Source organism: Arcanobacterium phocae, from assembly GCF_900105865.1.
Taxonomy (GTDB): Bacteria; Actinomycetota; Actinomycetes; order Actinomycetales; family Actinomycetaceae; genus Arcanobacterium; species Arcanobacterium phocae.
In genome coordinates this window covers 1,924,550-1,948,395 of sequence record NZ_LT629804.1, presented here as the reverse complement: position 1 = coordinate 1,948,395, position 23,846 = coordinate 1,924,550, and the positions used below count along the sequence as shown (strand labels likewise).

The 23,846-nt window shown below is 51.2% G+C and carries 21 protein-coding genes; 9 read left to right on the top strand and 12 right to left on the bottom strand.

What is annotated here, in order from left to right; translation table 11 throughout:
• The first annotated feature begins 76 nt into the window (after nt 1-76).
• Together malQ and BLT51_RS08775 are read left to right on the top strand one after the other, a co-directional pair.
• Nucleotides 77-2,218, top strand: a complete 2,142-nt coding sequence (gene malQ, locus BLT51_RS08780) for a 4-alpha-glucanotransferase (protein ID WP_091282339.1) — start codon at nt 77-79, stop codon at nt 2,216-2,218.
• Nucleotides 2,219-2,284: 66 nt separating this feature from the next.
• Nucleotides 2,285-2,551, top strand: coding sequence for a PTS transporter subunit EIIB (locus BLT51_RS08775; RefSeq protein ID WP_091282336.1), 267 nt, complete (start codon nt 2,285-2,287; stop codon nt 2,549-2,551).
• Here BLT51_RS08775 and BLT51_RS08770 read toward each other — a convergent pair.
• The gene (locus BLT51_RS08770) at nt 2,502-3,692 is read right to left on the bottom strand and encodes a dicarboxylate/amino acid:cation symporter (protein ID WP_091282333.1); all 1,191 of its coding nucleotides are present in this window, start codon (nt 3,690-3,692) and stop codon (nt 2,502-2,504) included. The genes BLT51_RS08775 and BLT51_RS08770 overlap by 50 nt on opposite strands.
• 132 nt (nt 3,693-3,824) lie before the next feature.
• On the opposite strand from BLT51_RS08770, the gene BLT51_RS08765 reads away from it, so the two are divergent.
• Entirely contained in the window at nt 3,825-4,862 is a 1,038-nt protein-coding gene (locus tag BLT51_RS08765; RefSeq protein WP_091282331.1) for an LLM class flavin-dependent oxidoreductase, read from the top strand.
• A gap of 61 nt (nt 4,863-4,923) precedes the next feature.
• Here BLT51_RS08765 and BLT51_RS08760 read toward each other — a convergent pair whose 3' ends face one another.
• The 4 genes from BLT51_RS08760 to BLT51_RS08745 all read right to left on the bottom strand — a co-directional run bounded on the left by BLT51_RS08760 (nt 4,924) and on the right by BLT51_RS08745 (nt 11,258).
• Nucleotides 4,924-5,700 carry a formate/nitrite transporter family protein gene (locus BLT51_RS08760; RefSeq protein WP_091282328.1) on the bottom strand — a complete coding sequence of 259 codons (777 nt, stop codon included), beginning with the start codon at nt 5,698-5,700 and terminating at the stop codon, nt 4,924-4,926.
• A 93-nt stretch (nt 5,701-5,793) separates the two neighbouring features.
• Nucleotides 5,794-8,340, bottom strand: coding sequence for an aminopeptidase N (gene pepN, locus BLT51_RS08755; protein ID WP_091282325.1), 2,547 nt, complete (start codon nt 8,338-8,340; stop codon nt 5,794-5,796).
• Between the two features lie 225 nt (nt 8,341-8,565).
• Entirely contained in the window at nt 8,566-9,255 is a 690-nt protein-coding gene (locus BLT51_RS08750) for a GNAT family N-acetyltransferase (protein ID WP_091282324.1), read from the bottom strand.
• A 2-nt stretch (nt 9,256-9,257) separates the two neighbouring features.
• Nucleotides 9,258-11,258, bottom strand: a complete 2,001-nt coding sequence (locus tag BLT51_RS08745) for a M13 family metallopeptidase (protein WP_091282321.1) — start codon at nt 11,256-11,258, stop codon at nt 9,258-9,260.
• Nucleotides 11,259-11,294: 36 nt separating this feature from the next.
• Between BLT51_RS08745 and BLT51_RS08740 the strand changes: the two genes are divergently transcribed.
• The gene (locus tag BLT51_RS08740; RefSeq protein ID WP_091282320.1) at nt 11,295-11,738 is read left to right on the top strand and encodes a ribose-5-phosphate isomerase; all 444 of its coding nucleotides are present in this window, start codon (nt 11,295-11,297) and stop codon (nt 11,736-11,738) included.
• A gap of 39 nt (nt 11,739-11,777) precedes the next feature.
• Here BLT51_RS08740 and epsC read toward each other — a convergent pair whose 3' ends face one another.
• The 3 genes from epsC to BLT51_RS08725 all read right to left on the bottom strand — a co-directional run bounded on the left by epsC (nt 11,778) and on the right by BLT51_RS08725 (nt 14,199).
• Nucleotides 11,778-12,359, bottom strand: a complete 582-nt coding sequence (epsC, locus tag BLT51_RS08735) for a serine O-acetyltransferase EpsC (protein WP_091282317.1) — start codon at nt 12,357-12,359, stop codon at nt 11,778-11,780.
• 14 nt (nt 12,360-12,373) lie between these two features.
• On the bottom strand, nt 12,374-13,300 hold the full coding sequence (gene cysK / locus BLT51_RS08730; RefSeq protein ID WP_091282315.1) for a cysteine synthase A: 927 nt from the start codon (nt 13,298-13,300) through the stop codon (nt 12,374-12,376).
• Between the two features lie 245 nt (nt 13,301-13,545).
• Nucleotides 13,546-14,199 (bottom strand): IMPACT family protein, encoded by a 654-nt coding sequence (locus BLT51_RS08725; RefSeq protein ID WP_091282312.1) that lies wholly within the window; start codon nt 14,197-14,199, stop codon nt 13,546-13,548.
• Nucleotides 14,200-14,351: 152 nt separating this feature from the next.
• On the opposite strand from BLT51_RS08725, the gene rpmF reads away from it, so the two are divergent.
• The 3 genes from rpmF to BLT51_RS08710 all read left to right on the top strand — a co-directional run bounded on the left by rpmF (nt 14,352) and on the right by BLT51_RS08710 (nt 16,469).
• Complete coding sequence (rpmF, locus tag BLT51_RS08720; protein WP_091282310.1) at nt 14,352-14,516, top strand: 50S ribosomal protein L32; 165 nt, start codon at nt 14,352-14,354, stop codon at nt 14,514-14,516.
• A gap of 103 nt (nt 14,517-14,619) precedes the next feature.
• Nucleotides 14,620-15,459, top strand: coding sequence for an LptM family lipoprotein (locus tag BLT51_RS08715; protein WP_091282307.1), 840 nt, complete (start codon nt 14,620-14,622; stop codon nt 15,457-15,459).
• An 11-nt stretch (nt 15,460-15,470) separates the two neighbouring features.
• Nucleotides 15,471-16,469, top strand: coding sequence for a sialidase family protein (locus tag BLT51_RS08710; protein ID WP_091282305.1), 999 nt, complete (start codon nt 15,471-15,473; stop codon nt 16,467-16,469).
• Here BLT51_RS08710 and BLT51_RS08705 read toward each other — a convergent pair.
• The 4 genes from BLT51_RS08705 to BLT51_RS08690 are packed head-to-tail and all read right to left on the bottom strand — an operon-like array spanning nt 16,449 to nt 20,549.
• The gene (locus tag BLT51_RS08705; RefSeq protein ID WP_091282303.1) at nt 16,449-17,309 is read right to left on the bottom strand and encodes an anchored repeat-type ABC transporter permease subunit; all 861 of its coding nucleotides are present in this window, start codon (nt 17,307-17,309) and stop codon (nt 16,449-16,451) included. The genes BLT51_RS08710 and BLT51_RS08705 overlap by 21 nt on opposite strands.
• Nucleotides 17,306-18,028 (bottom strand): metal ABC transporter ATP-binding protein, encoded by a 723-nt coding sequence (locus BLT51_RS08700; protein ID WP_091282300.1) that lies wholly within the window; start codon nt 18,026-18,028, stop codon nt 17,306-17,308. Before BLT51_RS08700 ends, BLT51_RS08705 begins: the two co-directional genes overlap by 4 nt.
• On the bottom strand, nt 18,025-18,993 hold the full coding sequence (locus BLT51_RS08695) for a choice-of-anchor M domain-containing protein (protein ID WP_091282298.1): 969 nt from the start codon (nt 18,991-18,993) through the stop codon (nt 18,025-18,027). The genes BLT51_RS08700 and BLT51_RS08695 overlap by 4 nt, the downstream gene beginning before the upstream one ends.
• Nucleotides 18,990-20,549, bottom strand: coding sequence for an anchored repeat ABC transporter, substrate-binding protein (locus BLT51_RS08690; protein WP_231943948.1), 1,560 nt, complete (start codon nt 20,547-20,549; stop codon nt 18,990-18,992). The genes BLT51_RS08695 and BLT51_RS08690 overlap by 4 nt, the downstream gene beginning before the upstream one ends.
• Before the next feature lie 204 nt (nt 20,550-20,753).
• Here BLT51_RS08690 and BLT51_RS08685 point away from each other — a divergent pair, with 204 nt between their 5' ends.
• Both BLT51_RS08685 and BLT51_RS08680 read left to right on the top strand, forming a co-directional pair.
• Nucleotides 20,754-21,263: a hypothetical protein gene (locus BLT51_RS08685; protein ID WP_091282296.1), complete on the top strand. Its 510-nt coding sequence runs from the start codon at nt 20,754-20,756 to the stop codon at nt 21,261-21,263.
• Nucleotides 21,264-21,487: 224 nt separating this feature from the next.
• On the top strand, nt 21,488-23,845 hold the full coding sequence (locus tag BLT51_RS08680; protein WP_091282294.1) for a carbon starvation CstA family protein: 2,358 nt from the start codon (nt 21,488-21,490) through the stop codon (nt 23,843-23,845).
• Nucleotide 23,846: the final 1 nt, after the last annotated feature.

The window sequence follows — 23,846 nt, the reverse complement described above, 5'->3', positions numbered from 1 at the left end:
AAATCCTTGCAGTCTGGCACAATTAGTTACGAGAAAAGTAGCGAGGGTGCTACTGCGCACGCATCAAGGAGAGACAATGCCGGATCAAAGACTTGATCTTGATAAATTGCATCGGTTGGCTGAGGTTTACAATATTGCTACCGATTTTTGGGGCTTTAATGGGGAACATGAATTTGTTGACCAAGAAACCCTCACATCTGTACTAGCCGCGATGGGCGTCGATGCACACAACGATGCCGCAATTGAAGCTGCACTTGTTGCTAAAGATGAAGCTCCATGGCGCCAAATTCTGCCACCATGTGTGGTAGCGCGCAACGATCAAGACTATGTCGTCCATGTTCATGTTCCACATGGCTGGAACGTAGAATTAGGCATCACATGTGAAGATGGCTCGGAATTCGCTGTGCGACAGGTGGACGATTTTACTCCACCGCGTACCATCGAAGGGCATGAAATTGGCCAAGCTAGTTTTGCAATTAAGTCCGGTCTGCCACTTGGCTACCATACTCTCCATGCGATCGTTAGCCACAGTGACACTGACAAAATAGCTAAGGATTCAACGACGCTCATTGTTACCCCGGGTCGATTGGACAATAGTTCGCTGGCACAGCATCGTTCATGGGGAATGATGGCGCAGCTGTATTCGACCCGATCTGCTCAATCGTGGGGCGTTGGTGATACGGACGATCTGTTAGAGATGGCATCGCTTTTCGGCGCTATGGGTGCTGACTACCTGCTCGTCAATCCGTTACACGCTGCAGAGCCAGTTGAGCCATTGTCGCCATCTCCATATCTGCCTGTGACTCGTCGTTTCTTCAACCCGATGTACATCCGTCCAGAAAATATCCGCGAGGTCGCGTATTTGTCTGGGCCAGAGCGCTCACTCATTACGTGGGCTGCAGAAAACGTGAAGAAGGATTCTGTTAAGAATACTCATATTGATCGCGATGCATCGTGGAAAGCTAAGCGTGAAGCACTCGAGGTTATTTTCAAAGCTGGGCGTTCGCAGGCGCGTGAGCGTGAATTTGCGCAGTATCGCCGTAATGAGGGACAGGGCTTAGAAGACTTCGCCTTGTGGTGTGCATTGACGGAATACTACCATGGTGAGCCTTTCCCAGAGGAACTCAAGGATGTTCACGGCAGAGCTGTGGCTAAGGCTCGTGCCAGCCTACGCGATCGAATTGACTTCTGGGCATGGTTACAGTGGATTATGGATCAGCAACTTGCTGATGCGCAGCGTGCTGCTAAGGCGGCAGGTATGGCATTTGGTGTTGCCCATGATCTGGCTGTTGGAGTCCATCCAGAGGGTTCTGATACGTGGACGATGCCGGATACTTTTGCTCGCGGTATCGGTGTGGGAGCGCCGCCAGATATGTACAATCAGCAAGGACAGAACTGGTCTCAGCCGCCGTGGCGTCCGGATGCCCTAGAGCGCATGGACTATGCTCCATTGCGTGATATGGCACGCACAGTTCTGCGTCATGCAGGTGCATTACGTGTAGACCACGTGATGGGGCTATTCCGTCTCTGGTGGATTCCGGAAGGTTCAGCAGCAAGCCACGGTACGTATGTGCGGTTTAACCATGACGCTATGGTAGGTGTGCTTTTGCTCGAGGCCTATCGTGCTGGCGCCGTCGTCGTCGGTGAAGATCTGGGCAATGTGGAGCCATGGGTACGTGAGTACCTGCGTGACCGTGGCATCTTGGGAACATCAATCTTCTGGTTTGAGAAGGACGAACAAGGCAACCCGTTGCGTCCTGAAGATTATCGAGCAAATGCACTTGTTTCGGTTGATACCCATGATTTGCCGCCAGCTGCTGGCTACCTTGCTGAGGAACACGTCGATTTGCGTGCTCGGCTTGGCTTATTAGTTGAGCCAGAAGAAGAAGTTCGGGCTCAGGCACGTCATGAGCGAGAGACAGTTTATGCTCGGTTGCGCGAGTATGGTCTGATTGGTGACGAGCCTTCGGAACGCGAAGTGGTTGAAGCGTTGCACGTCTATCTCACTAAGACGCCGGCACCGTTGCTGTGCGTATCGCTTGTCGACGCCGTAGGAGAGCGTCGTGCCCAAAACCAGCCTGGTACTGACCAAGAATATCCAAATTGGAAAATCCCGTTGGCTGATGGTACAGAGAAGGTAGTATTAGTAGAAGAGCTTGCTAAGAACCCTCGGTTGCTGTCGCTGATGGAGACCTTTACTCGGGCGTTCAAGAGCTGACAAGTCGATATATAGCAAGAGTGCGGGCGGATTTCCGCCCGCACTCTCGATTCTTGAAAGGTTTACGTGAAACTGTTTGCAGATGAAGTCGTTCTTGGCCTTGGGGGACGGGATAATGTCCTTGAGGTCACGCCTGCTTATACCCGAATCCGGGTGGAAGTGGCGTCGCTAGCGCTGGTAAATGAAGATTTGCTGCGTGCTGCAGGAGCAATTGGTATTGTGCGTCAAAAGGGCCACGTGCATCTTATTATCGGTAGCCAAGCGAACGAGCTCGCCGAACAACTCAGCGCTTCATGCGTGTCATTGCGAACCGATTCACGATCATTGCGATAGCGCCGTCGCCGGTGACATTTGTTGCCGTACCGAAAGAATCGACTGCTACGTATAGCGCAACCATAACTCCGTACATTGGGTCGGTGAATCCGAGGGTTCCCTGAACGACTGATTGTGCTGCAGTAATAGCGCCGCCTGGAACACCAGGAGCGGCAATCATGATGATGCCGAGCATAAACACAAAACTAATGATTGCACTAGGAGATGCTGCTATTCCCAGCATGTATTGAAGCGCCAAAGCGAATGCAGTGATCTTAATTGTAGATCCAGCAAGGTGAATGGTGGCGCATAGCGGAACTACAAAACCGGCTACGTCTTCAGAGACGCCGTTCTTCATGGTGGAACGAAGGGTTACTGGGATAGTAGCAGCTGAGGACGCAGTTCCTAAGGCTGTTGCGTAGGCGTCCCGCATATTCCATAGAGACGTGATTGGATTTCGCTTAGCGATGGTTCCGGCAATCGTATATTGGAATACGAGCATGACGAGAGTAAGCGCAAAAGCAAAGAGAATAACTTTAGCCATCGCAACAATGACGGTTTCAAATTGACCAGACTTTGACATGTTGAGGAATATTCCGAACACATGTATTGGTAGGAGTGGAACGATTGACCGGCTGATGATGACGTTGACAACTCTGCGGAATTCGCTCAATAGGTCGATCATTTTGTATGCATTTGCGGCTACAGTTCCGAAACCGATGAGAAACGCCAAGATAAGTGCAGTAAGTACACCGAATACAGGTGGAAGCGTGAAAGCCTCATCCATGATGGAAGCTACCGCATTTTTGGGTTCAGCTAGATCTGGGACATGTTGGCTTGCTAGCAAAGACGGATAAATGATCGTAGCCAAACCCCAGGTGCCGAGGCCAGCAATAATAGTTGAGAGGTAACCGAGACCGACTGTCAGGGCAACCCAGCGGCCCCCAGACTTCCCCAAGTCGGCGATAGCAGGCGTTACTAATCCAACGATGATCAATGGGACGACGAATCCGAGGAATTTTCCAAAGATGTCATTGAAGGTGGCGAATGGGACGATAGCGATTTCTGGTAGCACTTTTCCAAGTACTGCACCCAGAACAATTGCGATAACAATCCAAACGAGGAGGTTGCTCAGCAACCGTTTAATCAGTGGAGGCTCCATGATAGTCCTTTCTTGCGGGGGAAACGCTCGATATGAGGAGCTTATGGAGACTAATGATAGAAGATTTATGACGAAAGCGAAAAGTCTGCCCATACTGTGGACAGACCCATAAAGCTAGTTTAGTATTCAATTATGGAAAGGTTTGGATTTTTAAGTTTTGGACACCATTCTATTGACGGCAAAGATGGATTGGACGCTGGACAAGTTTTGCGCTCTAGCGTAGAACTTGCGCAGGCTGCTGACGAAATTGGTGTCAATGGCGCATATTTCCGGGTACACCACTTTGCACCCCAGGGTGCTTCTCCAATGCCACTTATGGGAGCAATTGTCGGAGCAACTAAACGCATTGAAGTTGGTACTGGGGTTATCGATATGCGGTACGAAAACCCGTTACAGTTAGCAGAAGAAGCAGCTGCACTCGATTTGCTATCCGAAGGTCGTTTAGCATTGGGGGTATCCCGTGGCTCACCGGAACCAGCTCGTCGTGGTTGGGAGGCATTTGGATATGGTGCAAACACAGAAAATGGGGCAGATATGGCCCGTCAGAAGTTTGAACTCTTTATGGCAGCAATTCGTGGTTACGCTTTCGCTGAGGCTAATTCTCTCGACCAGCAGTATCCACAGATGTACCAGCCAGGAACACCGTTGCCCGTATTCCCACATTCGCCAAGCCTGGAACGGCATGTTTGGTGGGGATCAGGTACGCGAGCTTCGGCTGAACAGGCAGCTAGAGATGGGGTCAATCTGATGAGCTCAACTTTGGTCTCTGAAGCAGATGGTTCAACTCTAGGTGAGTTGCAAGCAGAACAGATTCGAGTCTACCGTCAATCGTGGGAAGACGCCGGGCATGATTGGGACCCTCGGGTGTCCGTTTCTCGTTCAGTCTTTCCGATTGTCAGTAGCGAAGACCGCGAATTGTTTGGACTACTTGCCAGCGACAAAGACCAGATTGGTCTTTTGGAGGGGGCTACTAAAACGACGTTCGGCCGAACCTACGCCGCTGAACCAGATGTACTGATTGAGCAGCTGAAAGTTGATCCAGCTGTCGAATCGGCAGACACCTTGATGTTGACAATCCCAAATCAGCTTGGAACAGACGTTAACATTCGCATCTTGGATAATTTCGCTAAATTCGTGGCGCCTGCTCTGGGCTGGAAGCCTAGCGTCTAAGAGTATAGTGGTGGCCTCATTCAGGATAAGAATGAGGCCACCACTGTATGCTCGACGGATGTTACCGTTCCATTTTTGCGGCTAACAGGTATGTTCCGCCGACGACGATCATACCGCCAACCAAATTTCCTGCTCCGGCAACCAGTAAGCTAAGTGCAGATGCGCCGACGGTAGCGCCACCGGCGTCATTCATTAACGCCAACGAAAACGACGTCATATTAGCCACTACGTGTTCAAAGCCGGCTGCCACGAAGACAGTAATCGCCCACGCGATAACAATGATTTGTGCAACCTCATTCTTCATTCGGTTAATAGTCCAAATTGCCAGGCAGACCATCACATTACACATGATCGCCCGAAAGAAAACTTCGGAATTAGCTTTATGGAGTTTTCCGGAGACAACCGCATCCAGCATTTGATAATTCAGCGAATCCTTTTTGAAAACCTGAGCTGCGCTGATAAGCGCCGAGATTGCGATAGAGCCAACGAGGTTCCCAAGAAGCATAAAGATAATGAGCCATGCGGCACGCAGTGCACTAACCTTCCGACGAATCGCTGCCAAGGGCATGATCATCATTCCTGAGGTAGCTAGCTCGCCACCAGCGAAAACAACCAAGACTAAACCGATACCAAACACGAGGCCCATCATCGTCCCGGTTAAATCTGAGCCATGAACATACATTCCGGAAACTCCGGCATACATAAATAAGCAACCTATGCCAACAAAGGCTCCAGCTAACGCGCCACCAACAAGGTAGCCACCAAAATTAGTAGCTTTTGTTGACTTCGCTGCTCCGACAGCCGCTTGCTTTTCAATTGTTTGGGTCAAGGTCTCCATGAGTATCTTTCTTCATCTATCAAAAGTAGAGGGCCGCAGAACAATATTCCACGGCCCCACTTTACAGGTGGTCAGTAACTTGTTTCTAAGACTTTAGGCATCTGCCTTTTGAGCATGCGCAGCGCGTTGCGCATGCGCTAGCGCTTCAGAGAACAACCGACGCGCTGCAGGAGCAACCTCAGTATTATCAGCCAGCCATGCTTCGCCCAACGCGACAATGTCGATCCCTAAATCGGTGCGTCCAGTGAGCTTAGTCGGGAAGGTGCCGCCAATGAAATTCGAGGCGATTTCAACAGTGCGGTTTTCCCACTGTGATTCAATATTTGCGAAATACTTCTCCACAAATGGGACGAGAAGCTCCGGATTTCCCTGCGTGAAACCGTAAGCGGCAGCACGCTGGATCGAATTTGGTACTACGCCGCCAGTAATCTCTTCCCAAGCAGAAACTTTAGCTTCCGGCGTAGAAATAGCAGCACGTGCTCGGGCAGCATGAGCTGCGCCTGATGCAGTATTGTCGCGCTCTACCCGTTCAGCTTCGATTACAGCGGCATCAATTCGGTTAGCAGCAGCCAATCGAGTCAGAATTACCCACCGGAAGTTCGCGTCAATACTCAAACCAGCTGGAACGCCTTCACCAGCAAGCCAACCAGCAACGGTATCGATCTGTTCGTCCGTATGAGCCAAGGATACTGCCGCCATTGCCAACTGGAACTGGCGATCACTTTCTGGTTCTGCGTCCAACGCCAATTGAGCTACCCGGGCGCCAACCTGTTCCTGTAGCTGCTCGCGCTTAGCCGGTGCAGAATACAAGTTCACCGCCGTCGTCAACTGATTAATCAAGGAACGAAGCACAGTGCCATGGTCTTCGGTTCCGAGCGCACGCAACACAAGCTGGGCGTAATCCGATGCTGGCATTTCCCCGTCACGCGTCATATCCCAGGCAGAGAACAGCACGAGCGTCCGGGGGAGACGGTCTGTGAACGCATTGATATGTTCAATAGCAAAAGCCAACGATTCATCGTCAAGACGAACCTTGGCGTACGCCAGATCGCCGTCGTTAATCAAAATAAGCTGTGGACGCTCGATGCCACAGAACGCTGGGACAACAGTGGCTTCGCCGTCGATATCCAGTTCTGTGTGAACGACGCGGACAAGCTTGCCGTCCTCACCTAACGAATACCCGCCTACGCCAATGCGATGTGGGCGCAACGAGGCGCGACCATCACTCGACTGCTCGATAATGAACTCGGAAATCGTAGAACCATCCATTGTCATACGCGGACGTAAAATATTGATTCCAGATTCTTGGAGCCACAACTTGACCCACTCGGTCAAATCGCGACCCGAAGCGGCCGAAAGCTCAACTAACAAATCCTCGAGGGTAGCGTTACCCCATGCCTTCTTCTTTAGGTACTTAGACACGCCAGTGAAGAACGCATCGCGGCCCACATAGGCAACCAGCTGCTGGAAGACCGAAGCACCCTTACCGTAGGTGATGCCGTCAAAATTGACCTGAACATCTTCCAAATCGCGAATATCAGCAGCGATCGGATGGGTGGACGGCAACTGATCTTGCATCTGCGCCCACGACTTCTCCGAAGAATTGAAGGTCACCCAAGCGTCTGTCCAGCGGGTAGCTTCAGCAGTTGCCACGTGGGAGGTGAACTCGGCGAAGGATTCGTTCAGCCACAAATCATTCCACCACTTCATCGTCACCAAATCGCCAAACCACATATGGGCAAGTTCGTGAACAACGGTGATGGCGCGACGCTCAACCAGCGCCTCAGTTGGGCGGGAACGGAAGACGTAATCATCCAGGATTGTTACACAACCAGGGTGCTCCATCGCACCGGCATTGTATTCTGGTACAAAAATCTGATCGTACTTGCGGAATGGGTACGGAACATCCCAAGCATTTTCAAAGAAATCCATTGCCTGCTTGGTGATGTCAATGACTTCCTGTCCATCCAGATATTCAGCAAGCGACTTGCGGGCATAAACGCCCATCGGAATTGTGCGACCATCCATTGACTGGTGAGAATCTGTTGTGCCTTCGTACGGGCCAGCTATAATACAGGTCAGATACGATGAGATGCGCTCAGTGGGGGTGAACTCCCATGTAGCGAATCCGTCTCCGGCTGGCTTTGATTCTGGGGTAGGCGAGACGGAGAATACCTTCCAGTGTTCTGGAGCAGTGACAACAAAGGTGAATTCTGCCTTGAGGTCTGGCTGCTCAAAAACAGTGTACATACGGCGTGAATCTGGAACTTCAAACTGAGAATAGAGGTAGGCCTCGCCGTCTGCCGGGTCGATCGCGCGATGCAGACCTTCGCCGGTATGGGAGAATTCGCATGTTGCGTCAACGAAGAGCTCGTTTTCCTCTTGCAGGTTTTCGAGCAAAATACGCGAATCAGAATAAGCTACGGTTGGAATCTCGGTGCCGTTCAGCACGATTTTCTCTACTGACTGAGCAATAAGATCGATAAAAGTTGAGGCTCCCGGGGTAGCACTGAACTTGGCTATTGTTTGGGAACGGAACGTCGTTTCACCACGCAGATCTAGTTCCACGCGATAGCTGTGGGTGGTGATGAGCTCGGCACGTTGTGCGGCTTCGATGCGCGTAAGGTTTTGTCCTGGCACGGATCGTCCTTTCAGTAGCAGGGCAGCGCTGGTGGCCAGCGCATCTCCCAATCGTTTGACAAAAAGTCACGAAACATTTCTAGTTTACGCGCTTATCTAGGCTCGCGTACAGTTCGCGAAAACGACGACGGTCCGGTGAAGTTACGTGTAAAATCTCGAGATCCCGCACAATAGAGCCCACATAGCTCCTTCCGTGCGGGATCTCGAGATTTTGTGCAGGTGTTTTTAACCGATAAACCGGGCTTTGGGCGCGTATTGCATCATCCGCTCTATTTCTGGATGGGTAAAACTGCCATCGTCAGATTGCGGTTCGGCAGCGGCCAAAGCATACGCCCGGAGAAAATCAGCGAGTTGTTTGCCGATATCAACCGACTGCGGGTCGGCCTGCGCCAACGCACGTCCGCCAATGCCGTATAGGAGCATCCCGGGCAGAACGTCTTGGCTGAGATCCTCGCGCGGCATAGCAAACGGAATGTCAATCTTATGTGCTCCAGCATGCTCATAAAACCGGATACGTGCTGCCGGATTTCCGTACTCACTGACCAGGGTGTGGATCTGTGGATCTTCGACCTCAAGCAGAATAAGGAGTGGGTCATGGCGTTGCGATAACGCATTGACGGTTTCATGCAACAGTGATGAGCCAACACCTTTACCACGACCGGCTTGGCCAACTGCAAGCCACGCAATCAAGACTACGTCTGCGGGCGCCGTCGTCTGACCGGAAAAATCCCAGATACTCAGCGAAATGGCAACCGGCTGGTTATCTACAAACGAAGCTAACGGGAAGATAATTCCGTCATCGAACATCTCCAAGAATCCCGAGCGATCCGGCCGTTCGGTAGCCGGAAAGCTCGGGATAAGGATGTCATCAATGATCTGGGCAAACTCCTCCCGGGAAGGAATTCGAACCGTCATTATTACCAGATCCGAACTCGTTCCTCCGGAGCGAGATAGAGCGCGTCACCAGGTTGGACATTGAATGCTTCGGCAAAAGCGTCCACATTCTTGACCACGCCGTTGCATCGGAATTCCGACGGCGAATGCGGATCAGTTGCTACTCGCTGAAGCATAAGTTCATCACGGCGTACCTCCTGCCAAATGCGAGCATAGGAGAGAAGAACGCGCTGAATGCCGCTGAGCCCAGCTAAGACCGGAGCTTGTTCCGACGACGCTAAACCGGCACGCTTGCAGGCAATGTTATATGCTTTCAGACCGATCGTCAGACCGCCTAAATCGCCAATATTTTCGCCCAAGGTTAATTCGCCATTCACATGATGTGGGGAATCAGGTGGGAACTGTGCTGGGACATAAGCAGAATACTGATCGACGAGCGCCTTAGTTCGCTTGGTGAATTCGGCAAGGTCGGCCTCGGTCCACCAGTTGTTCAACCGGCCACTACCGTCGTACTTTGAACCCTGGTCGTCGAAGCCATGCCCAATTTCGTGTCCAATAACGGCACCAATTCCGCCATAATTCCAGGCTGGATCAGCTTCGGCGTCGAAGAACGGCGGTTGCAAAATCGCGGCTGGGAAGACGATCTCGTTCATGACTGGGTTGTAGTAGGCGTTAACCGTTTGCGGTGTCATATGCCATTCGTCGCGGTCCACAGGCTTACCCAGACGTGCGATATTCTCGTCAAACTCGAACTTCGAAACCGCCCGAATATTGCCGAGAAGATCGTCTTCCGAGATCTCCAGTGCGGAATAGTCTTTCCACTTTACCGGATACCCGATCTTCGGAGTGAACGTGGCAAGCTTGGCTAGTGCGCGCTCGCGGGTTTCGTCGGTCATCCAGTCCAAGGTAGAAATTGACTCGCGGTAAGCGGCAAGTAGATCAGCAACAAGCTGTTCCATCTTGGCCTTGTTCTCTGGCGGGAAGTGTTTTGCAACATAGATCTTTCCAACGGCTTCGCCTAGGCCACCGTTGACCAAAACTACGCCGCGCTTCCAGCGGTCGCGCTGAACTTCCTGGCCGGAAAGTACGGTGCCATAGAATGCAAAATTCGCGGCCGAGATGTCATCTGCTAGGTATGGAGCACGTGCCAGAATCAGGTGCCAAAGCAGGTAGGTGCGGAGAGTTTCGACGTCGAACGATTCCCAGACCTCGCCCAAACCGGTGAAAGCACGTGGCGTCATACAGAGGATCTGCGGGGCATTGTCAGCAGTGATACCGAGCGCGGTCAAAATGGCTTTTAGCCCGAAGTTGCCGGTGAGCGCGGTGAAATCGTCATAATCCATAACATTGTTGGTTAGCTCGGCGTCGCGCGATTCAACAACAGTGAAGTGGTGAGACGCGATGGCAGTTTCGACAGCAAGAATCTGAGTAGCTGCTTCTTTAGCCTCCACATCGTTGGCGCCAGTTGCAAGTGAGTATAACGTAGGAATGAAAGTTCGGTAGGCGTCCAGAATAGGGGCATACTCATCAGCATGGTAGAAGGCCTCATCGGGCAGGCCAAGACCGGACTGATACGCCCATGGAATATAGCGATCCGGATCGTTACGGTCAGCGTCTATCTCAATCCCGAATGGTGCGCCAACGCCAGTGGAATAAAACTGAGCAATGGCCATCTCCAGATCGGCTTTAGTATGTGCGGAATCAAGCAATCGCAGATCGGGATCTAGTGGGGTTGCGCCAAGTCCGTTGATGACGCTTTCATTCATGAATGAGTTGTAGAGCGCGCCAATCTTTGCTGCATCCGGATCGTCCGAGCCTGATTGAGCAAGTTCAGTAATGATCGTACGAACGTCTTCTTCTGCTTGATTACGCAGATCGATGAAAGAACCGGCAGAAGCTTGGTCAGCGGGAATCTGTGTCGATTCGATCCAAGTGCCATTGACAAAGCGGAAAAGATCGTCTTGCGGGCGAACCGAAGCGTTGAGCGCATCGGTCACTTGTTGTGTTGTGGTATCAATACTCATGGAATAAGCCTACCGGATGTGGGTAGACTAATGTACATGCGAGTACATATTGCGGCAGATCATGCCGGTTTTGAATTAAAAGCCCATCTTATCGAGCATCTGCGTGGACAGGGCCATGACGTCACTGACCACGGCTACGAAACCTACGACAAAATGGATGCCTACCCGCCAGTGTGTTTTGCTGCTGGCGAAGCGGTTATTGCGGATCCGGGGTCGCTGGGAATCGTTATTGGCGGTTCTGGTAATGGGGAACAGATGGCAGCTAATAAGGTTGCTGGCGTTCGAGCAGCTCTGGTGTGGAATGACGAGATTGCATCGCTAGCGCGCGAGCACAATAACGCAAACGTGATTTCGATCGGCGCTCGGCAACATTCTCTAGAAGAAGCGACGCGTTTCGTTGATATTTTCTTAAGCACTGGATTTGATCCAGAATCTCGGCATCAGTCACGGATTGACATGATGGCTGATTACGAAAAGTAAAATGAGTAATGCCCCCGATAATCGGGGGCATTAACGTACCTAGATCCATATCGCCGGATCGAGCTGTTCACCGGTTTCTGTTTTGTCTTTGGCAGGCCGATTTTTTGCGGGGATTCCAACGGCGGTGTTTCCGGCTGGAACATCCTTAACAACCACCGCATTTGCGCCGATAGCAACATCGTCTCCAATTGTGATTGGTCCGAGCACTTTTGCGCCAGACCCGATCACCACGCGATCACCGACGGTGGGGTGGCGTTTGCCTTCGGACATCGAGACCCCGCCGAGCGTGGTTCCATGGAAGATAACGACGTCGTCGCCCACCTCAGCAGTTTCGCCAATAACCACGCCCATGCCGTGATCAATAAATAGTCTGCGGCCAAGTTCAGCACCCGGATGTATTTCGATCCCGGTAAATGTGCGGACCCCTTGAGCGAAGATTCGTGCTGGTGTTTTGAGCCAATTATGACCCCACATGCGGTGGGCAATGCGGTAACCCCACACGGCATGAACACCCGGATAGGCTAGGAACACTTCGAGAAGATTACGCGCTGCCGGATCGTGTTTGATTACAGCTTGCATATCTTCTTTCATTTGCTTAAACAATGGCGGATGATCATGCATCAGTAGGTTTCCAATCAGTCTGCTAGACCGGCGAATAATGGCGTTGAAATATACCGTTCGCCGAAATCAGGGATGATAACCGCGATGGTCTTACCGGCATTTTCCGGACGGGCAGCAACGGTTGCGGCAGCTGCTAGGGCAGCGCCGGAAGAAATACCTACCAAGAGCCCTTCTTCATGAGCCGCCCGCCGAGCGAAATCTAATGCGTCCTCGGTAGAGACTGGGAGTACTTCGTCATAGAGCTGAGTATCGAGTACATCCGGCACAAAGTTAGCTCCGATTCCTTGGATACCGTGCGGCCCAGTAGTACCTTCGGAAAGCAGCGGTGATTCGCTTGGTTCGACTGCAATGATCTTGAGATTAGGGTTGCGTTCTTTGAGATACTTTCCGGTGCCGGTAATGGTTCCGCCGGTGCCAATGCCAGCAATAAAAATATCGACGTTTCCATCGAGGTCATTCCAGATTTCTGGACCGGTGGTTTCGTAATGCTTTTGCGGATTAGCAGCATTTGCAAACTGGGATGCTTTGATAGCTCCGGGGGTTTCGGCAACGAGCTTGTCTGCAGCTTCGACGGCGCCACGCATGCCGTCACCTTTAGGAGTCAAAATAAGCTCGGCTCCGAAACCACGTAGTAGCACCCGGCGTTCTTTGGACATCGATTCAGGCATAGTTAAGATGACGTTGTAGCCACGGGAAGCACCTACCCACGCTAGACCGATTCCGGTGTTACCAGAAGTCGCTTCGATGATTGTGCCACCGGGCTTGAGTTGACCAGATGCTTCTGCGGCGTCAATGATAGCAACAGCAATACGATCTTTGACTGAGTTTGCTGGATTAAAATATTCGAGCTTTGCAGCGACGGTTGCGTTGGTTCCCGTAAGGTGATTGATGCGTACCAGCGGGGTGTTTCCAATAAGTTCAGTTGCATTGCTATAGAGCATGAGGCTTCCTATCTAGTTAAAATTTACGTTTCATACTTTCGAGCGCCAAGCATGTACGCAGGTACACAACTAAAGCTTGACGCCCTGTAGACAGGTGCAATGACATGCGGTGAAGAGTGAAACGAACATGGTCATTTGTGTTCTCCTTCCGCCTCAGCATCATTATTGAAAAATAAACATCTCCAGTGTACGGCGAAGCTGGGGTTGATGCCAACTAGCTGATCTGCTGTTCGCCGTGAGCATGGCTAAAGTGACATATGTCCCGCTGGTTCGTCGGTAACTATGCGGCCAGAAAACTCCGGTTGAACTTGACCTCGAGTGAACTCTGAAATAAGCACCGCGAACGTCTCGCCGTCGTCAACTGCCACCTGGAAAGTAACTCCAGCGGCGCCATATTCAGTATTAACGACGGCGTAGCCGCGGGCACGTACGTCTGCTTCGAACTTTCCAGCGCTAGTATGCGGCAACGTTACGGTGTAGAGAGCCCGCGAGACAGGGGAAACCAGGGGAGCTCCCGCAAGGCCAGATTTCACCGAATCAGAATAGGCTCGTACTAGTCCGCCAGTGCCAAGAAGCGTTCCGCCGAAATACCGTACAACTACCGCTGCAATATCAGTTAATTGGGATCCAATTAATACGTCGAGCATCGGGCGACCGGCAGTTCCGGAAGGCTCGCCGTCGTCGGACGAATGGTGTATCGGTTGGGCGTCCGGAACTGAGACAATATAAGCACTGCAATGATGCCGTGCGTCAGGAAACTCAGCGCGCGCATCGGCAAGCAAGCCACGGGCTTGTTCTGCTGTTTCAACACGGCGAATCAGCGTGATAAAGCGGGAACGTTTGATCTCAATTTCGGAGCGTAATTCGGTACCGACGGGTAAACGGTGTAAGGTAGTCATCGCATCCAAGTGTATCAAGCAATAGAGCCAGTGGTTCTGCGCACAAATAGACAGTGTGGACTGCTGTTTATCGGCTGAGCGTGCTAAAGTTATTGCTTGTCTGCTTGGATAACCAAGCATCATGATCGTAGATGAAAGGAGCGGTTGGACTCATGGCAGTACCTAAGCGCAAGATGTCCCGTAGCAACACCCGCTCTCGCCGCTCCCAGTGGAAGGCTGAGCTCACTGAGCTTCAGACCGTCAAGTTCGCCGGTGGCCGCGAGGTGCGTATCCCGCGCCGTTTGGCAAAGGCCGCACAAAAGGGTTTGCTTGACTGATATAAGCTAATAAAAATGGCTCTGACGCTATGTCAGAGCCATTTTTATATCTCTGATGTCGTAGACTATTTCCAGTAGTCTGCCCACGCCCAAAGGAGAGAATGTGTCTCGAAAGTATCTAGGTGTTCTTGCTGTTGTTGCTCTGCTTCTGAGCGGTTGTGGGCAAAGCACCCCAGAGCCACAGCCAAAGCCAGCACCTACACAAACCACGAAACAAGCTGAAAAAGAACCAGAGTCCACGTTGTCAGAAACAACATTGAAGCGAGCATTAAAAGCGGAGGACTTTGTCTCTGAGGTAGTTGACGGACGGCTTAAAATCGACGCTGCAACAATTCATCTTGAATTACCGGCTGATTTCGCTGCACAGAAGTCAAAGATCCCCGGCCGTATCGGGTATTGGGCTAATGAAGGCAAGTCGCAAGCAGGCATATTGAGCGTGGTAGGGACCTCGGGGGTTGCTCCAGATCCTCAACAATACGCCGAGTATCTCAACTCGTCACCTAGCTTAGAAGGCATGAACGTCGAGTATCTAGACGATGTACTTTTTGGACAAACCAATGTTCATCATTTCCGCATCAATGGGGCTAGCCAGCTAACTGAGATCTTTGGCTTTGATCTTGATGGCATTTCTTATGAGTATACGATTAAGGCTGACGACCAAGCAGGCATTGACGGATTACGTGAGTACGTATTAGCAACAGTGGTTACCCCTACTGAACAGCGCAATACAAATGGTGCTGCAGTAAATGAAAATCTTACGAACACGCAGCCTCTTCAGTACTCGCAACAACCCCAAGCGACACAATCGGATCAAGTTCAGAACATTCCAGATTCGTCAGTAGATGATACTCCGGATAGTACGGTAGTACCTGCACAGCCAGCTCCTTCGGAACAATCAGACGGTAACGGACAAGACGGGGAAAACGAAAACCAGGAGCAGTAGGGAGCTCAGCTATGTTTACCTCCTTATCTGATCCAATTCGCATCGCACAGCCGATTAATGCTGGTGAAGTACGTATTCCAGCTCTCACGGTATTTCGCAATAGAATTTTGTGTTTCTTTGATCAGCGTCCAGCGCCAGCATATGGGAGCGGACGCAGGTTTACCGGCGAAGTTATGGCATCAGATTTACCCAATCCGAATCGAATTGCGTACGCCGATATTACTGCCGGTTATGCTGGTCCTCAGCGTTATCTTCTGCCGGAGCACTCAATATCCTCAGATGCGTGCGTGGCGTCTGATGGACAAACAATTACGGTAGCGTATAGCTCGGTTGTTGATCCAGTGAGCTATATGTCATCATGTTTTGCTGGCCCACGGTTAGAGCCGTGGATTGCCTATGGCGATGACTTAGATCAGCTAACCTATCGGCGATGTGATGAGCTGTATGAAGAGACCAGGGCAGACGCAATGTTTGCAACGTCGGGATCCACGATTATGATTGACGATTCGGTGTTGATCCCTTACGTTATGCGACGCGGTAGTAAGACATTTGTTCGGGTTGCGCATGTACGCAATGGCGACATTATTGCATTGTCAGAGCCGGTGTCCCATCCGCATTATCAGATTGATGAAACGTCGCTTGCTTGGGAAGCAGACAAGGGCGTTATCCTCAATGCTCGTATCCAAGGTTTTGAAGGTCGGGGTGCAGGCGGGCGGCTGGTGGCTTATAGCGAAGCTGGTCTAGGCTTTTCTGATCTCACTTACCAGACGTTGCCCGATCCCGGATGTAACGCCAAAGCACTTGGCAATATGCTGATCCATCCGCACTCATTTACCGGACGGGACCACGGTGCCATCATAGATATGGCTTCCAGCGAGGTGTTGTACGACTTCGGTCCAGAAGAATTTGGCTATTGCGATGCAGCATGGCACGATGACCGACTTACCGTTGTAGCTGAACGCAATAATGAGTTGTGGAGTTGGACGTTGTCACTTACGAGTTGCGCGTAGCCAGCTAGTAATAACGCCGCGTTGCGGAGCAAATAACCAGACGACGACGAATATCGCCGTAAGGATCAGGACGATCGTGGCTCCGGTGGGTACGTCCCATGCCCATGATGCCCAGATTCCCAGAAATGCTCCTAGAGAACCGATTGCTGGCGAAATAATCATCATGGTGGCGACTCGATCGGTAAGCATTCGGGCTGCTGCTGCCGGTGTAATGAGGAGTGCAAGGACAAGAATATTGCCGATGGTCTGAACTGAGATAACAACTGCGGCTGCTACCGAAAGATAGACCACGAGATCAGCGACTAACGTGGAAATACCAAGGCTTGTCGCGTAGTCGCGATCAACGCTTACTGCTACTAGTTTGCGATGGTAGAAAGCCAGGATCGCGATGATTAAAAATCCGAGGCCAGCTACTGCTAGCATGTCGGAATCGGTCGATCCATTGAGTGAACCGAAAAGGAACGATTCTAATGATCCGGTATAGCCGGGGATTCGCGACATGATAACGAGGCCGAGGGCAAATGCGGCGGCAAAGAAGACACCAATAATTGAATCCTCCTTTAGCCGGCGATGTTGTGAAAACAGGGTAATGAGTAGCGTGACGATAATTCCGGCTAGCGCACCGCCTAACAGAATCGAGCCTTGGAGCGCGAAGGCAGCTGCTATGCCAGGGAAAACTGCGTGGGAGAGGGCGTCTCCAACGAATGACATACCGCGTAGAATGACGTGTGTTCCGGCCACTCCGCACACGATCGAAGCTAAAATCGCTACCACCAAAGCGCGCGGTAGAAAGCTCAAAGCTGGATTGGTGAGGTCGTTAAGAAAATCTATGATGTTCATGCCAGTCCTAAACTCTTTAGCAATGAAGAATCAGCGCGCACGCTGTAGGTATCCATCCACAGTTGTGGATCGCGTAGTTCTGCTGGAGTTCCGTAGGCTCGAATCGAGCGATTGAGCATGAGCAGATGACTGCACATATCAACAGCGCCTGGCAAATCGTGGGTGGACATGATGATACCGACGCCCTGCTCTGCCAATGAGGTGAATAGGTCAGTCAAGGAATCCTGGTTGGGATGATCAAGACCAGTGAATGGCTCGTCGAGCAGGAGTAACGATGGCTGAGTAACGAGGGCGCGCGCGACCAGAAGCCGCTGTTTTTGGCCACCAGAAAGTTCAGCGAGCGCACGCTCCGAGTATTCTGCTAAGCCAACGGTTTCTAGCGCCTGATAAACAGCTTGCCATTGGGCTTTGCCGAGGCGAGAGTACCACCGGCGATGTGGAATAAACGACGTGGCAACGAGCTGTTCGAGCGACATCGGATAGTCCCATTCAATCTGGCGTGACTGTGGGACATAGCCAAGTTTCGCATGCCGGGTAATAGTTCCGCCCGAGGTTGGGATTAGCCCGTTTATGGCTCGCATCAGCGTTGTTTTTCCGGCACCGTTAGGACCGATGAGGCCGATGAGTTGGCCGGCTTCGACGTCGAAACTGACGTCATGTAACACGTTGCGGCCGCCGAGGCGAACGCTCACGTCCGATACCTGTAACAGTGCTGTCACAGTTCGTCCTTCGCTTCCTTCTTTGTGGCGGATTCTTTGTGCTTGACAACGGCGACTGCGATGAGTGCAATCACGATGATAGCTCCGCCGATTCCGGCAACGAGGGGGAGGACTGAAGAGGTGGCCTCGTTGGATGCTGGCTCTTGTGTAGCTGGTTGCTGATCGTCCGAAGTCGAGTCTTTTGTTGCGTCAGTTGAGGTTGCTGCTGAATCAGCTTTTGCGGCAGTTTCGGCGAGCGCGTTTGTAGCGTCGGTGTCAGTTCCTACTGCGAAAGTCAGTATTTGGGTGTCCGAAACGGTGGAGCCATTTTTGAGCGTTGCGGCTGCGGTGAGCGTGACGCGATGAATCCCTGGTTCAGTAAATACCCAGTTGGCGTGAGTGTGAGAGTGAAGATCGACGTCGATGGGTTGCTGTTCTTTCTTGTCTGACGTCCACAGCACTTGCGGGGCACCAAAGTTTCCAGCTTGGACGAAGACATTGAATTGTCCTGGCCCATCGTGTCCGCCGTAGGTCAAGGTGACGGTTCCATTAACGTTATCTGCTACCGCTGGATCCTGGGTGTTCCATCCTAGCCAGACGACGTCTGGGATTTCTTGCTGTGGGACTACCCAAACTTTGTCGCCACTTGGTTTGATAAAGGAATATGTGTCATCTTCTGGGACGGCCAAGATACCTTGGTCAGAAACGCGGTAGATCATATCGGAGACATGACGCCATACTGGTGTTGGCTCGGTGTCATCGCGAGCCATGAGCTCCCATTGACCATCAATAAGCTTAGGACCTAGATCGATATGTCCTGCGCTGCGTTCCACAGCTTCACCGGCTGGTGCAATGTTTTCGTTAGCATCAACGCGCTGGGTTAGCGCTGGATCTGCTTCTGAAGAATCTGTGGTGGCGAAAGCCGGAACAGAGACTGTGGCAGCTAAAAATGTAGCTGTAAGGATAGCAGTGATTCGGTTTTTCATTGTTCTACCTTTGGAATATCTAGGTCTGCTGGCCATGGTGGCAAAGCGCCAGGGTTCAGACATGTGGTTACCGTTGTGGTGAGGTTAGTCATGAGGTCAATATAGGTTTGGCCGTCTTGGACGACGTCTCCAGTAATTGAACAGATATCGATATTGTTAGCTCGTGCTAGGTTCTTCAACGCAGGGGACTGGCCAGAGCCGCCCAACTCAGCAAAAACTGCGGGAACGCGCAAAGCTGCGAGAGTGGCAGAAAGGTTTGCAAGATCGCGAGTGGACGGTTCTAGGGATGGATTAGGGGAGACGTATCCGGCAACTTCAAGCCCGTAGCCTCTAGCAAAGTATCCGTAGCCGTCGTGGCTGGTGACAAGACGGCGTTGATTTTCTGGTATGCCGGCTAAGGTCAGGCGCATCCAGCGATCGAGTTTAGCTAATTTATCCTTATAATCGGTGGCGTTGGCAAGGTAAGTAGCTTTACCGGCAGGATCGTATGTTGCTAACGCTTCTGCGATAACGTCAACATAGGCCATGGTGTTGCGTACGTCTAGCCACATGTGAGGATCGATTTCACCATGTACGTGCTTTCCGATAACTGCTTGGGCCAAGATCCACACATCGTCCCCCGGCTTACCAATAAAACGCCAGTTACCTTTCTGCGGGATTTTGGTAGCGGTTGAATGTGGGACTGCAATAACTGCAGAGGTTGGATCGGTAACGAATGATGTTCCGGATGCGTCTTCACCCCGCAACGATAGTCCGCCTTGTAGCGAAGCTGTGATATCCAAATGACCAGAACTGATAACACGAGCAGGTTGTCCGTCGTCGTCTTTCATTTTTTCTGCCACGGATGCCGGATCAACGCCGACGGCGAACGTGACTGTGCTGGATCCTAAGTCAGTTTCGGAGTCTGTAGTAGTGAGGGCTGCGCCAAGAGTTAAGTGGTAAATTCCGGGGCGGGAAAATGCCCACGACATGTGTGTGTGCGCATTAGTTGGCAACGCTAACTTGTCTGCGTCAGATATGCCATCGGAGGTGTTGAGCCAGGCATTGGCTTGTCCAAATGTGCCAGTCGTAAATGCCGCCATTTTGGCCGGGCCGTCAAAATCCTGCGCAGTGAATGTGACAGAGTCTTGCGAGCCACCTGCACCATCGACTCGTAAACCGAGCCAGGCAGTGGATAGCGAAACATCTTCGACAAGCGGAATGTGATAGGCGCCGAAAGGAACAGCTTCGTCGCCCAACGCAACAATCCGTGAGTCTTTGGGGAGATTCGCGTGGAGAGAATCCATTAACGCGGCGTCTTCAAGGAGCAGCTGATTTGTGATTGCTAGATCTGCGTAAGCAATGGAGCGAATAGTGGAAAAAGTTGCCTCGTAGGTGTGCGGATCACGTCCCGGCGGGACGAGAGGAACTACATCTAGGCGGTCACCGGCAACATTGCGGGTGATGTCAGCCAAAAATGGGGTCGAAGCGACTACATGGTGCTCTTGCGATGAGGTAGGTGAGGAACAACCGCTCAGCAGCGCTAGCGCCATAATGCCAGCTATTAGTCGCTTCACGGTACCCCTTATCGATAGCTAAGAATAATTCTCAATAGATATAAGAATAATTCTCAAAATGTTTTTTCTCAAAACGATACGTGTGGAAATGGCTATATATTCAAGGGTTGTAAGATTCGGCATAAGTAAGTTGGAGGTACCCAGATAAGCGCTCGCGTATTACGATTAACTTAGGTGACACTAACCTAATTGAAGGTGATTTCTATGATGAAGTATCGTGCAACGCCGTGGCTCGTTGTCTCTCATTACGTGCGAAAGTCGTTGAAGAAGCGCTATTCGCAAGCGGAATCCAAAGAAATTATGAATAATGCTCGCAAGGCATATAAAAATCTCCTTGGTAGAGCAGAAGACATTGGCTATCGAAGTCCTATGTCGAGCAATCTGTATATGGTGCTGGCGTTCTTTTCATTTCATGCTGGAAATAGGAGTCTCATTAAAAAAGATGAAATGAAGAAGATAATAGATGAGTTTTATGAGAATCGATTGATACGCCGATACTTGGGAATGATCAATCTTAATAAGCCGTGGCATTTCAATGCGTTTCGGCGGGGGATACATAGGCATGCGGAATGGATTGAAAAGAGGAGAGATGTCTACCCGGGAAACTGGGATTTTGACTTCAACACTCGCCATGTCGACGGATTATCGTATCGCTTCACGATCTGCCCGATTGCTCGGGCGAGTGTGATTTTTGGATCGTTCCAGATGATATAACTGATCCGAAATAGAGAGCAAGCAAGGATGGAAAAATATCTCATTTCCAGTTTTCCTTGATTTAATGAGGAATAAAAGGAAATAGGACTAGAGTACCCTGTGTCGCAAACCAAAATACGTTTAGACTTGCAACGCACGACGTTGCAATTTGTATGTCGCAAACATACGTGAGCGCACGCCGTCGTGACTTTTATGTCAGTTTAAGATTAGTTTGGAGGACACAGATGTCTGCTCCGGCCACCCCGGTTTACACCGCGGAGGAAGAAAAGTACATTCTCAGAAATAAAGACGGTGTACCAGTCGGCGTCAAGCCGCACCAGAAATGGACACCTGTCAAAATAGCTTTATGGATAGGAATTTCCGTCCTAGGAGCGCTTGGATGGACTATGCTCGCTATTATCCGCGGCGAGGAAGTTAATTCGATCTGGTTCGTTATAACTGCACTGTGTACCTACGCCATTGGGTACCGGTTCTATGCGCTCTATATCCAGCGCAAAATAATGATTCCAGATGATACGAATGCCACCCCGGCTGAGCGTATCAATAATGGTCGAGATTTTGATCCGACCAACCGGGTGGTCCTCTACGGGCACCATTTTGCTGCTATCGCTGGTGCAGGGCCACTAGTTGGGCCAGTACTCGCTGCCCAGATGGGATATCTGCCGGGAACCTTATGGATTATTTTCGGTGTCCTTATTGCTGGAGCAGTTCAAGACATGCTCGTATTATTCTTTTCTATGCGACGTGGTGGCCGTTCACTCGGTAAGATGGCACAAGACGAAATTGGCAAAATTGGTGGTGCCGTTGCAACAGTCATCGTGCTCGTCATGCTAATGATTGTTCTCGCGGTGCTAGCAATGGTATGTGTTAATGCACTCGCGGAATCGCCATGGGGCGTATTCTCTGTCGGTATGACGATTCCACTCGCCATAGCGATGGGCTTGTGGTTGCGTTTTGTTCAACCAGGAAAAATCACTCAGGTGTCCATTGCTGGTTGTTTTGGTCTGATTTTGTGCATTATTTCCGGCCGTTATGTTGCTGAGTCGCCGATCGGTGAATGGCTCCATTTGAGCCCGACCACGTTAGTTATAGCGATGGTTATTTATGGCTTCTTCGCTGCCGTTCTTCCGGTGTGGATGCTACTTACGCCACGTGATTATCTGTCTACCTTCATGAAAGTTGGCACTATCGCCATTTTAGCGTTGGGCATCGTCGTCGTGCGCCCCATCTTAGAAATGCCAGCCGTAACTGAATTTGCAACGAATACTGATGGTCCAGTATTCGCGGGCGAGCTTTTCCCATTCCTCTTCATCACCATCGCATGTGGCGCCCTATCTGGTATGCACGCAACTGTGTCCTCTGGAACCACACCAAAAATGGTCCAGAAAGAATCCCAAGTTCGCATGATCGGATACGGCGGAATGCTGATGGAGTCGTTCGTCGCTATCATGGCTCTAGCCGCGGCTGCTTCGCTCAACCAAGGTATCTATTTCGGAATGAACACGTCCGCAGGAACCGTCGATAAGCTCGCTGGGACCGCGATTGTTCAGCAGTACGACGGAGACCGCGAAGAGATTACTGCAGTTGCTGTAGGGAACTTGGGCGTTACGAACGTTGAAGGCGGAAGGATCGAACCGCAGTGGGAAACCGAAGACAGCCAGGGGAATGAAGTTACTGTCACTGGCGCTGAAGCATTTAAGGCAGTCGCCAAGGATGTCGGGGAGCCGTCGGTCGTTTCTCGAACCGGTGGTGCGCCAACATTGGCTGTTTCGATGGCGCATATTCTGCATCAAGTTGGTGGTGGCAAAGGAATGATGGGTTTCTGGTACCACTTCGCGATTATGTTCGAAGCTTTATTCATTCTTTCGGCCGTTGACGCAGTAACCCGGGTGGCACGTTTCCAAGTCTCCGAAGCACTGGGATCAGTAATGCCAAAGTTTAAGGACCCAAATTGGAACGTGGGAGCCTGGATTGCAACTGCGCTCGTCGTAGCTGCGTGGGGTTCACTTCTGCTAATGGGCGTCACCGATCCGCGTGGTGGCATCCAAACCCTGTTCCCGCTGTTCGGCATTGCTAACCAGCTCATCGCTGCAATTGCGTTGCTGCTGTGCACTGTGGTGGTGGCGCGCAAAGGTTTTATCAAGTATCTTTGGATTCCACTAATTCCATTCGCATTTGATGTAGCGGTAACCTTTACTGCGTCCTATCAGAAGATTTTCTCCACCGACGCAAAAATCGGCTACTTCCAGCAATGGCGTGATGCTGTCGCAAAAGCTGAAACACTCACTGATCCAGTAGCAATTGAAGATAATGCTGCAGTCATTCGTAACACCTTTATTCAAGGAACACTGTCGATTATCTTCGTTGTCGCGGTAGCTTTCGTCATTGTTATGGCTGCAGTTCGGATTATCTCTACCATCAAGTCCGGACAATTTGCTCACAGTGAAGATCCGTACCAGGAGTCGAACTTCTTTGCGCCAACTAACTTAGTTGCGACCGCACTTGAAAAGAAACTTGTGGTCGAATACGAGCAGGTTGGCGATCCGAATCTTATCCCGGGCGCAAAACCACGCTCCCACTGAA